The 11,148-nt window shown below is 65.3% G+C and carries 10 protein-coding genes and 1 pseudogene; 2 read left to right on the forward strand and 9 right to left on the reverse strand.

Annotated features, from left to right (window positions below; genetic code table 11):
- Nucleotides 1-161 precede the first annotated feature (161 nt).
- From RID11_RS00470 to RID11_RS00490, 5 genes are all read right to left on the reverse strand, one after another.
- Complete coding sequence (locus RID11_RS00470) at nt 162-1,499, reverse strand: S41 family peptidase (protein WP_350134839.1); 1,338 nt, start codon at nt 1,497-1,499, stop codon at nt 162-164.
- A 3-nt stretch (nt 1,500-1,502) separates the two neighbouring features.
- Nucleotides 1,503-2,612, reverse strand: coding sequence for a murein hydrolase activator EnvC family protein (locus tag RID11_RS00475; RefSeq protein WP_350134841.1), 1,110 nt, complete (start codon nt 2,610-2,612; stop codon nt 1,503-1,505).
- Between the two features lie 20 nt (nt 2,613-2,632).
- Nucleotides 2,633-4,147: a 2,3-bisphosphoglycerate-independent phosphoglycerate mutase gene (gpmI, locus tag RID11_RS00480; protein WP_350134843.1), complete on the reverse strand. Its 1,515-nt coding sequence runs from the start codon at nt 4,145-4,147 to the stop codon at nt 2,633-2,635.
- A 92-nt stretch (nt 4,148-4,239) separates the two neighbouring features.
- Complete coding sequence (locus tag RID11_RS00485) at nt 4,240-4,422, reverse strand: hypothetical protein (protein WP_350134845.1); 183 nt, start codon at nt 4,420-4,422, stop codon at nt 4,240-4,242.
- 81 nt (nt 4,423-4,503) lie between these two features.
- Nucleotides 4,504-5,610: a pyridoxal phosphate-dependent aminotransferase gene (locus RID11_RS00490; protein ID WP_350134848.1), complete on the reverse strand. Its 1,107-nt coding sequence runs from the start codon at nt 5,608-5,610 to the stop codon at nt 4,504-4,506.
- A 105-nt stretch (nt 5,611-5,715) separates the two neighbouring features.
- On the opposite strand from RID11_RS00490, the gene RID11_RS00495 reads away from it, so the two are divergent.
- The gene (locus RID11_RS00495; protein ID WP_350134850.1) at nt 5,716-6,510 is read left to right on the forward strand and encodes a crotonase/enoyl-CoA hydratase family protein; all 795 of its coding nucleotides are present in this window, start codon (nt 5,716-5,718) and stop codon (nt 6,508-6,510) included.
- A gap of 330 nt (nt 6,511-6,840) precedes the next feature.
- On the opposite strand, the gene dacB is transcribed toward RID11_RS00495, so the two are convergent.
- The 3 genes from dacB to RID11_RS00510 all read right to left on the reverse strand — a co-directional run bounded on the left by dacB (nt 6,841) and on the right by RID11_RS00510 (nt 9,421).
- Entirely contained in the window at nt 6,841-8,331 is a 1,491-nt protein-coding gene (dacB, locus tag RID11_RS00500) for a D-alanyl-D-alanine carboxypeptidase/D-alanyl-D-alanine endopeptidase (RefSeq protein WP_350134853.1), read from the reverse strand.
- Between the two features lie 58 nt (nt 8,332-8,389).
- Nucleotides 8,390-9,004 (reverse strand): nicotinate-nucleotide adenylyltransferase, encoded by a 615-nt coding sequence (locus RID11_RS00505; RefSeq protein WP_350134856.1) that lies wholly within the window; start codon nt 9,002-9,004, stop codon nt 8,390-8,392.
- A gap of 63 nt (nt 9,005-9,067) precedes the next feature.
- Nucleotides 9,068-9,421, reverse strand: a complete 354-nt coding sequence (locus tag RID11_RS00510) for an H-type lectin domain-containing protein (RefSeq protein ID WP_350134859.1) — start codon at nt 9,419-9,421, stop codon at nt 9,068-9,070.
- Between the two features lie 750 nt (nt 9,422-10,171).
- On the opposite strand from RID11_RS00510, the gene RID11_RS00515 reads away from it, so the two are divergent.
- Nucleotides 10,172-10,819 (forward strand): HAD family hydrolase, encoded by a 648-nt coding sequence (locus RID11_RS00515; RefSeq protein ID WP_502949324.1) that lies wholly within the window; start codon nt 10,172-10,174, stop codon nt 10,817-10,819.
- 172 nt (nt 10,820-10,991) lie between these two features.
- On the opposite strand, the pseudogene atpC reads toward RID11_RS00515, so the two are convergent.
- Nucleotides 10,992-11,148, reverse strand: a pseudogene (gene atpC / locus RID11_RS00520) (F0F1 ATP synthase subunit epsilon); the annotation flags it as partial.

The raw sequence follows: 11,148 nt of genomic DNA on the forward strand, positions 1-11,148 counted from the left end.
AAACCCGCCGCGCGGGGGGGCGCCACGCCTCTCCGCGGCGGCCCGTTGGCCGCGTTTCGCGCAGGTACTTCACTCAATGACCGCATCAGGCCATTCCCCCCAAACCAAAACCCCGCCCGCGCAAGGCGGACGGGGTTTCGCATCTTTCAATCAAGCGCCGGTCACTCGGGCTGGCTGCCACCCATCACCGTCAATCCGCGCAGGATATCCACGGCATAGGCCAGTTGGTAATCCTCCTCGCGCAGCTTGGCGGCTTCCTCGGCGCGCGCGCGGTCTTCTTCGATCTGCTTGATCTCGTCCTCGCTCAGGCTGTCATTGTTCAGACGGCCCCGCAGGTCAGCCTCGGAACGACCGGGCCGGGTCTCTTCCTCTTCCTCGGTCTGGTCACGGCGCGGCGGCTGCTGCACGACAATGTCGGGGCTGACCCCGAGCGCCTGAATGGACCGGCCCGACGGCGTGTAATAACGCGACGTGGTCAGGCGCATCGCGCCATTGCCCCGAAGCGGCATCACCGTCTGGACCGAGCCCTTGCCGAAGCTCTTGGTGCCCACCACGATGGCCCGGTGATGATCCTGCAAGGCGCCTGCAACGATCTCCGACGCACTGGCGGAACCGCCATTGATCAGCACGACGATAGGCTTGCCGCCCGCCAGATCGCCCGGCGTCGCATTGAAGCGCTCGCCATCCTGCGGATCACGGCCACGCGTGCTCACGATCTCGCCCTTGTCGAGGAAGGCATCCGACACCTTGATCGCCTGGGTCAGCAGACCGCCGGGATTGTTGCGCAGATCGAGCACGATGCCGCTCACGTTCTCCATCCCGCCCAAGGTCTCGACCTGCTCTTTCAGACCGCTTTCGAGATTGGGAAAGGTGTTGTCGTTGAAGGTCGTGACCCGCAGCACCACCGCATCCCGCTCGACCCGCGAGCGCACCGCCGTAAGCTCGATCGTGTCACGGATGATCGACACGTCGAACGGCTCCGCCTCGCCCTCGCGCACCACGGAGATGACGATCTCGCTGCCCACCGGGCCGCGCATCAGGTCGACCGCTTCGTTCAGGGTCAGGCCCAGCACGCTTTCGCCATCGACATGGGTGATGAAATCGCCCGCCTCGATCCCGGCCTGATCGGCCGGGGTGCCGTCCATCGGCGACACCACCTTGACGAAGCCATCCTCTTGCGTGACCTCGATACCCAGACCGCCGAACTCGCCGCGCGTCTGCACCTGCATGTTCTCGGCATCATCGGGAGAGAGGTAACTGGAATGCGGATCGAGCGAGGTCAGCATGCCGTTGATCGCCGCCTCGATCAGGTCCTTGGTCTCGACCTCCTCGACATATTGGGCGCGGATGCGCTCGAAGATGTCGCCGAAAAGATCAAGCTGCTCGTAGACATTGCTCGATTTCTCGCTCTCCTGCGCCAGAAGGGGGGCCGCCACTTGTGTCGTCGCGATTGCCCCTGTCAGGATGCCAACAGAGGCGGCCATCAGGAATTTTTTCATGTCTCACTCTTCCTTGTCGGTTCTGAACCACGTCAACGGGTCCACCGGTGAATTGTCTTGACGCACTTCGATATAGAGCGTCTGGCTTCTTTGGGCACCCGCCTGTGACATATCTGCGGCCAAAAGCAGATCGCCGTCCGCGCCCGCCCCTCCCATGAGGCCTACCGGACTGCCCCCGGGCAGGACCTGACCGGTTTGACCATAAACAACATCAAGCCCGGCGAACACCAGAAGAATCCCGGCCTGCGGCTCCAGAATGATCACATTTCCGTAGTCGAGCAAGGGGCCGCGATAGCGCACCGTCGCAGGCGCGGGCGTGGTGACCAGAGCACGCGGGCGCGTCGCCACCACGATGCCGGGACGGGTGATGCCCGCGGCATCCGCCTCGCCCGCCCGGCGCAGGATCACCCCTTCGACCGGCAGCGCCAGATTGCCCTTGCGCGGGGTGATCTCCGGCAGGCTGCCGGGCACCTCGTCTACCGCAATCTCGCTCAGCCCGCTCGCAAACCCCTCCAGCGTCTCGGTCGAGGCAATGAGCAGCGCAGTCTTGACCGGGTCCTCGGTGAAACGGCGCGGCAGACTTGTGCGCTCGGCCATGGCGCCGCTCAGCGCGGTGCGCGCCGCCTGCACGCCCTCCAGCCCGTCCTGCAACTTGTCGGCAGCACTTTGCTGCAACGCCCGCAGCACGCTCAGTTCCTGAACCTTGTCGCGCAGATCCATCGCACGGGCATCCAGCGCGGGGGCCACCTCGGACAGGATCATGCCGGCGCGCGCCGTACCCACCGGACCGGAGGGATGCATCATCAGCACCGGCACCGGGGCCGCACCCATCGTCTGCAACACGCCCAGAAGCTGCGCAATCTCGTCGTCGCGCGCCTGCAATTCCGCGCCCAGCGCCTGTTCACGCAGGGCGGCGCGGCGCAACCCCTCGCGCATCGCCTCGAGCCCGTCCTCATAGGCGCCGATCACCTGCGTCAGCGCCTTGACGCGGTTCTGCGCGCCCTCGGCCTGCGCCAGTTGCTCGGCCGCCCGGGTCAACTGATCCGCCGCCGCGCGCGCCGCGACCGATGGCTCTTCTGCCGCGACCGGCATCGCGGCCAGCGCAAACCCCATGACGCAGGCCCATAGCGCCCTCATGTCAAAAGGCTCTCGCCGGTCATCTCACCGGGCTGCGGCAATCCCATCAGCGCCAGCACCGTGGGTGCCAGATCGGCCAGCCGCCCGCCCGCGCGCAACTTCGCGCCCTTGGGTCCGCCCACAAGGATCACCGGCACCGGGTTGAGCGTATGCGCGGTATGCGGCCCGCCGGTCTCGGGATCGACCATCACCTCGCAATTGCCGTGATCGGCGGTCACGATCATCGCACCGCCCACCTCCTCCAGCGCGTCGAGCACGCGGCCAAGCCCCGCATCCACCGCTTCGCAGGCGGCCATCGCGGCCTTGAGATCGCCGGTATGGCCGACCATGTCCGGGTTGGCATAGTTGACGACGATCAGGTCATAGCCGTCGCGAATGGCCCCGACCAGATGATCGGTCACCTCCACCGCCGACATCTCGGGCTGCAAATCGTAGGTCGCCACATCGGGCGACGCCGCCATGTAGCGCGCCTCGCCCGCCTCCGGCTCTTCCTTGCCGCCATTGAGGAAAAAGGTTACATGCGGGTATTTCTCGGTCTCGGCCAGATGAAACTGCCGCAACCCGTGATCGGCCACCCAGGCCCCCAGCGTGTTGACGATATCGCGCGACGGAAACACCGTGTCGAACCAGGCGTTATGCGCGTCCGAATATTCCACCATCCCCAGTTTCGCCGCCCATTCGGGCAACGCGCCGCGTTCGAAATCATCGAAGTCGGGATCGACCATCGCCTGCAATATCTCGCGCGCCCGGTCGGCGCGAAAGTTGAGACAGAACAGCCCGTCACCGGGCACCACCCCCCGGTAATCGCCGATCACCGTGGCAGCGATGAACTCGTCGCTCTCGGATCGGGCATAGGCATTGGTCACGGCCATGCGCGGATCGGCGGCGCGCAGGCCCTGCCCCCGCACCATCGCCTCATAGGCCTCCTGCACCCGCGACCAGCGATTGTCACGGTCGAGCGCGAAATAGCGCCCGGTCACGGTGGCGATACGCACGCCGTCGGGCAGGTCCTCGATCAGCCGGGACAGATGACTGCGGGCCGAGCGCGGGGCGACATCGCGCCCGTCCGTGATCGCATGCAGGATCACCGGCACCCCCGCCTCGCGGATCACCCGGGCGGCGGCCACGATATGCCGCAGATGCCCATGCACCCCGCCATCCGACACCAGCCCCATCAGATGCGCCGCGCCGCCGCTCTCCTGCAATTTGGAAATGAAGCGCTGCAAGGCGTCGTTACGGGCAAAACTGCCATCCTCGATCGCCAGGTCGATCTGACCCAGATCCATCGCCACCACGCGCCCCGCACCGATATTGGTATGGCCCACCTCGGAATTGCCCATCTGCCCGCGCGGCAGGCCCACATCGGGGCCGTGGGTGATCAGCGTGGCATTGGGGCAGGTCGCCATCAGCCGGTCGAAATTCGGCGTCCGCGCCAGATGCGGCGCATTGGCTTCGGTGCGCTCGCTCAGCCCCCAACCATCGAGGATGCACAGGACGACGGGTTCGGACATGCTCTCTCCTGCCTTTTCTTTGGCAGCCTTCTAGCCTGTCGGGGCGTCAGGGTGAAGCCGGTTTGCGGTAACGGTGGCAGTGGCAGCAGCACTCAGCCGCGCGCGGCCCCGCCCGACCGCCTGCGCGCGCACCACAGGATCAGCTTGTCGAGGACAAAGCCCGTCACCAGCACCGCCAGAAACCCGAGTGTCGCCCAGATCACCATGAACACCCAAAGCAGATTGACCGCCCCCATCACGAGGGCGGCATTGGTGTAGTTTGGTGCTTCTTTCATGTTTCCGCGTCGCATGGGCGAAGTGTACCGCAAGAATCGCCCCTGTCAGGTGAAATTTTCTGTTCAGGCCCGGACGCGCAGCTATCCGCGCGCCTCGCGCAGGGCCTTGGGCAGCACCTCGGCCAGCACCGCCAGATCGTCGGCGCGTCCGCAGCTGATGCGGATGCAGCGATCCTGCGGGGCCACGAAGGGCATCCGCACGAACACGCCCCGCGCCACCAGCGCCGCCAGAACGGCGCGGGCGAACGCCCCGTCGCGCCCGCAATCGACGGCGACGAAATTGGTGGCGGAGGGGATGGGTGCCAGCCCGTTGTCGCGGGCGATGCGCGCAATCTCGTCGCGCGAGCGGGCCACCTCGGCCTGCACATGCGCCAGCCAGTCGGCATCGTGCAGCGCCGCGAGCGCCCCGGCCTGCGCCATGCGGTTCATGCCGAAATGGTTGCGGATCTTGTCGAAACTCTTGATCAGCGCCGCCGCCCCCACCGCGTAGCCAATCCGCGCGCCCGCCATGCCGTAAGCCTTTGAAAAGGTGCGCATGCGGATCACGCGGGGGTCGTCTGCGGCCACCTCTGCCGCCGTGCCCCCGGGGGCGAATTCGACATAGGCCTCATCAAGGCAGAGCAGGCAGCCCGGCGGCAGATCGTCGAGCGCGGTCCACACGTCCTGCCCTCGCGCCCATGTGCCCATCGGGTTGTCGGGATTGGCGTAATAGATCAGCTTGGCGTCGACCTCGCGCGCCCGCGCGGTCAGCGCGGCCAGATCCTCGTGGTCGTCGCGATAGGGCACCTTGTGCAGCACCCCGCCAAAGCCCGCGACATGGTAGTTGAACGTCGGATAGGCCCCGTCCGAGGTGACGACCGCATCGCCGGGGGCCAACAGCAGCCGCACGAGGTTGCCCAGCAGGCCGTCGATCCCTTCGCCCACCAGCACGTTTTCCAGCGCAACGCCCATGTGCTCCGCCAATGCGGCGCGCAGATCGTGGCTGGTCGGGTCGCCGTATTTCCAGACCTGCTCCGCCTCGGCCCGAATCGCGGCAAGCACCTTGGGCGAGGGGCCGAAAAGGCTTTCATTCGCGCCCAGACGCGCGGCAAAGGGCGCGCCGCGCGCGCGCTCCTGTTCCTCGGGGCCGACGAAGGGCACGTTGGCGGGCAGGCTCTCGACTAGGGATGTGTAACGGGGTCCGGTCATGGGGGCAGTTAACGGGATGGAGCGCGGCGCTGCAAGGGTCTGCCGCCACGTTCCGCTGGCCTGCGCCGCGCTGGCCGTGTTTCATGGGGCCAAGGAGGACCGCCCATGCCCCGTGTCACCACCGAGATCACCGATCACATCGCCCATGTCACCCTGACCCGCCCTGACAAGCGCAACGCCGTCGATCCCGAGATGGCCGAGGCGATCGTTGCCGCCGGACAGGCGCTGACCGAGGCCGATATCCGCGCCGTCGTCCTCTCGGGCGAGGGGCAGTCGTTTTGTGCGGGGCTCGATGTGATGAGCTTTGCCGCCCTCGCCAAGGGCGACCCCGAGGCGCTGATCCTGCCGCGCAGCCACGGCAATACCAACCTCTTTCAGGAGGTGGCGATGGTCTGGCACCGCCTGCCGGTGCCAGTGATCGCGGCGCTGCAGGGGGCGGTCTATGGGGCGGGGTTCCAGCTTGCGCTCGGGGCCGATATCCGGATTGCGGCACCGGAGGCGCAACTGGCGATCATGGAGATGAAATGGGGGCTGATCCCCGATATGGGCGGCATGGCGCTGTTGCCGCGGCTGACCCGGTCCGACGTGATCCGGCGGCTGACCTATACCGCCCGGCCAATTGCGGCCACGCAGGCCGAGGCGTGGGGGCTTGTCACGGAAATCGCCGAAGATCCGCTGGCCGCCGCGCGCGATCTGGCGCAAGAGATCGCCACCCGCAGCCCGTCGGCGATCCGCGCCGCCAAACGGCTGATCGCCGTGGCCGAGAGCGGCGTGGGAGAGGACGCGGTGCTGATGGAGGAGAGCCGCGAACAGGCGGCGCTGATCGGCCAGCCCGACCAGATGGAACAGATCGCCGCCAACATGGCCGGTCGCGCGCCGGTGTTTGGGAAGAGGGGGTGAGAGGCGAGTTGGGTGAACGGCAGAAGGGGCCTGAAGCTGCCGTTGACATCTAGGACCAATGCGCGGAATCGAGGTGCCGCAGGCACCGCCGCGCAGCGCCCGACCGCCCCACCGGGCGGGCGCTTTTGCAACGTTTCAAGCCAGTGAAAACGCGGGAGTGTTTGGCTGGCATAAAGTGCGGTCCACCAAGGTTGCTGCGCCCACCCGGCGGTCGGGCACCGCGCGGCTCATCTCGTTAACACCAAAGGTCCGCTCCAGGCCATTCCCAACCCTGAGGCACCTTCCACACGCGGCAGACTGGCACCCATTCACCCGGTGAATCCACCAGGTTTACCCACCGTAAACCGCGCTCCAACGCTCGATCAGGGCCTGTTGCAACCGCTTCGAGCGTCGGTTCCAGCCGCGCGCTCCGGGCGGGCGCTCGTCGCGTTTGGGGTCGATCCGGCTGCGCAGGCTATCGCTCGCGGTGAAGATGGCAAAGGCCAAATCGGCCCCCTGCGGCGTGCGCACATAGCCCGCAAGGCTGCTGACGAAATAGAGCGTGCCGGTCTTGGCCACGACCTTGACCGGATGATTGCGCATCTCGCGCCCGTTCGCGTCGCGCATCCGGTGCTCGCGCAAGAGCGGCCGCAACAGCCCCGCGTCATGCGCCCGCGCCAGCCCCCTCGCCATCGCCGCTGCCGTCAATCGCGAGCGATCGCTCAGCCCCGAATGATCGCGCAGCGCGGCCCCGGTCATCCCGAGGCGCTGCGCCGCCCAGTCGTTCATCGCCTGCGCCGATTGCGCCAGCGGCACGGCGCGTCCCTTGAGCCGCGCGGTCGCCAGCAGGCCCACCATCTCGGCGGTGAGGTTGGTGGAATATTTCAGCATATCGCGCAGGATATCGCGCAGCGGCGCGCTGTGATGGGTCGCGATCACTCCGCCCTGCGGCGCGTCATCCTGCATCGCGGGCTTGCCCAGATCAATGCCCTGCGACCGTGCAAGGATCGCAAAGACCTCCGCCGCGTAAAGCTCCGGCTTGCGCACCGGCAGCCAGCGCGCGCCGCCATTGCCGAGGGCACCGCGCGCCACCGTCCAGTCGTCGCGCCCGCCCGCATCGCGATAGGTGTAGACCGGCCCGCTGCGATCGGCGATCTGCATCCGTGCCACGGTCACATCGGGGCGGTAACGTGCGGTGCGCGCATCCATCGAGACGGTATATTTTCCGCCCGCGCGCTTCCATTCGAAATGCACACGGTTGTAATTGAGGTTCAGCCCCGAAATCGCGGGGTTATAGCCGACATGCTCGGGCTGGCCCTCGTCGATGGCGCGCTTGAACGGCACCGCCCCGCCCCAGACGCGGAACTGCCCACGTACCTCTTGAACACCGGCCTTTTTAAGCCCCGCCGCCAGCGCCGCCAACGCATCGGTATCAAGCGTCGGATCACCGCCCCCCGCGAGGATCAGATCGCCCTTGAGCACACCGCCCTCGAGCACGCCGGTGGCAAAGAGCCGGGTTTCGAACCGGTAGGCGGGCCCAAGCGTGTCGAGCGCATAGAGCGCCGTCACCGCCTTGGTGACGCTGGCGGGCGGCAGGCCGGTGGCGCCGTCGCCCTCTTCCAGCACCTGCCCGCTCGCGGCATCCGCCACCGCATAGCCCACCCGCCCCGATAGCTGCGCCTCGGCAACCAGCGCCTCGACGCTCGGGGCTAGCCGCGCCGCGCCGCCACCGGGCCGCGCCACCGGGCGCAGCGAGATGGCAGGCGCCCCGCCAAGGGCCGCACCCGCCATGCCCGACAGGGCCGCACCAAGGAACAGACGTCTGGAAAATCGCTGTCTCATGCGCCCGAGTTAAACGCAGCGCGCCGCGCGGTGCAATCGCGATTCGGCGCACGCCGTATCACGTTTTACGACCCGTCTGAGTGCCCCCCTGCGCGCGCAGCGCGGTCGAGGAAATATCCATCATTGGCACGTTGACGAAACACCAGGCGGGGGCCGTTGCCCGCCCCAGCAGACGGCTTGCCCGGGCGGGCAGGCAGGCGTGGCGATAGATCTGCGCCGCGGGCGACATGCGCGCCGAAATGCGCTCTCCGGGGCGGGCCAGCACGCCCACCGGCACGCTCTCGATGATGCTCTGCCAATCCTGCCAGCGATGAAACTGTGCCAGGTTGTCGGCGCCCATCAGCCACACGAACCGTACCCCGGGCGCGGCATGGCGCAGCGCAATCAGCGTCTGTGCGGTATAACGTGTCCCGGCCTGCGCCTCGACATCGGTGACCGCCATGCGCGGATGATCCACCATCGCGCGCGCCGCCGCCATCCGCTCGGCCAGCGGCGCGGGCCCATGCGGCTTGAGCGGGTTGCCGGGGCTCACCAACCACCACAGCCGGTCGAGCGCAAAGCGGCGCAGCGCCTCGCGGCTGATATGCAGATGGCCGGCATGCGGCGGATCAAACGACCCGCCCAGAAGGCCCACCACCTGACCGGCGCGGATATGTGGCAAGGCGTGTCTCATCCTCCCCTCACTGCCACAGAGCGATGCGAAGTAAAGCGAAAACGGGACCGGGCTGACAGCCCCTCAATAGACGTCCTGCCAGTCATCCTCGTGAAAGGCCGCGCCAATCGCCAGCCAGCGCACCCGCACCCGCGCCACACGCGTGTCCGACCATGTCCGGAACACCACGTCGAACCCTGTGCGCGTGATCTTTTCGGCAGTCACGTCGGCGCGGGCATTGGTCGCGCTGTCCATATCCCACAGCGACATCGAGACATGCACGACGGGCTCGTCCTTGAACTCGGTCGCAAAGGTGATCTTCTTGCGCCGCTCGCGCGCGCCGGCGCCGGTCCACATCGTGCCGCCATCCTCGTAATCCGAGAACAGCACATCGTCCCCCTGATCCACGCCGATGGCCTGATTGATGAATACCTGCATGCGCGCGCCTTTGCTATCCTGCTTGAATTATTACGGAATTCTGGCAGGCTTGAGAACCGAAAAAGAAAGAAAGGGCCGCGATGCGCCAGCCCTTTGCAATAAATGGTGCAGCGCAGAGCTGAGAGGCGTTCGGGGCAACACGGTGACAAAGATCCAGCCTCCGAAGATTTCTTCGGTAGGTGGATGCGATGACTGTCGGCTGTGCGGGACGAAGCGGCTCTTGGTGAAAGTCGGGATCAAGGTCGGCCATTTGGCCTTAAGCTGCCTTTGCCGCATCCCGCGCGAAACGCACCGAAGGTGCCGCGCGATCGCCGGGCCGTCCCGCGGCCTGGCGATTTGATAGGGTGCGCAACGTGTCGAGTTTAGAATGACTTGGCTGGCATAAAGAGCCCGCCACGAGCGTTGCATCGCCAGTCCCCGGCCCTGCGATCACGCAGCACCTTCTGTCGGGGTTCTATGTCCGCTCCAGGCCAGCCAAGCCGAGGTTCGCTTCTAACGCAATCGACAGTCTGGACTCTCACCGGACCTTAACCGCAAAGCGCCACGATGACAGCTATGCGGGACTTAGTATGCTTTCGCTGCGCCTGCGCCGAAGGCCGCTTTCAATTTTGGAGAGTTGGAGCCATAAAAACTGTACTCATTTGACGGCGTCGTACTTTTGTTACGTGCCGTATCTAAATCCCGTCCGAACATGTACGTATGAGGAAAAAGTAAGTGATATCTTCACCGGTCATTTTCGATTGCGACGGAGTGCTCGTCGACTCAGAAGCCATATACCTAGCTGTAGATCGCGAATGCTTAGAAGACATCGGCCTCATCTACGAAGATGTAGAGTACCGCAATCGATTTATCGGACTACCAGACGTTGCTTTTTACAAGGAATTAGAGCGTGACTATCGTGATCGCGGGCTTGGTCAGTTTCCAGCTGGGTATTCTGAAATCATGAAGGCAAAAGCATCTGAGCGCCTCGAACGTGAACTCCTCCCTATGGTGGGAGTTGGACCCTTTTTGACTGATCTAACAGGAAAGATTGCTGTCGCATCTTCCAGCGAAATAGCTGCCCTAGACTTTAAATTACTCAAGACAAACCTGAAACGTTTCTTTGGGCCGCATATTTACTCTGGTGAACAGGTTGCTCGCGGAAAGCCTGACCCGGACCTATTTTTGTTTTCGGCGCAAAAAATGGCCGCTGAACCCGCAGCTTGTTTGGTCATTGAGGACAGCGTCAACGGCGTCCGTGCAGCTCGATCTGCGGGCATGGAGGTCTGGGGATTCGCGGGGGGAAGTCACGCAGATGATGGACTCCCTAGAAGGCTTGAAGAGGCCGGTGCGGCGCGTGTGTTTTCGAGTTATGAAGAAATGACGTCGGTCGCTCGTCAAAGATATAGCGACTTTTGAGACTCCTTCGAATTGGGGCAATAGCTGCCCTTTGGCAGCATGACAGTGACTGTCAAAGTGGGCTAGAAGCGGTCATTACGCTTCGAGCCCACTGCGTGTTCTCACGTGCATCATTTACTGAAAGGGGCTGGCGCGATGCGGCCCTTTCACCCAGCAACTACGGACCTGTGGCTCAGTTCGCCGAGAGCCCGATATGGTCGCCGATCGCCACCATGTCCGACAAGAGCTTGGCCGCCTCGTCCACCGGGCCGGGCTCGTTGACATAGGTTTCCTGCGCGTTGGCCAGACGGTCAGTCGCCTCATCGACCATCGCCTTGTAGGCGTCCTGC

This window comes from Roseovarius sp. (assembly GCF_040219995.1).
Taxonomy (GTDB): domain Bacteria; phylum Pseudomonadota; class Alphaproteobacteria; order Rhodobacterales; family Rhodobacteraceae; genus Roseovarius.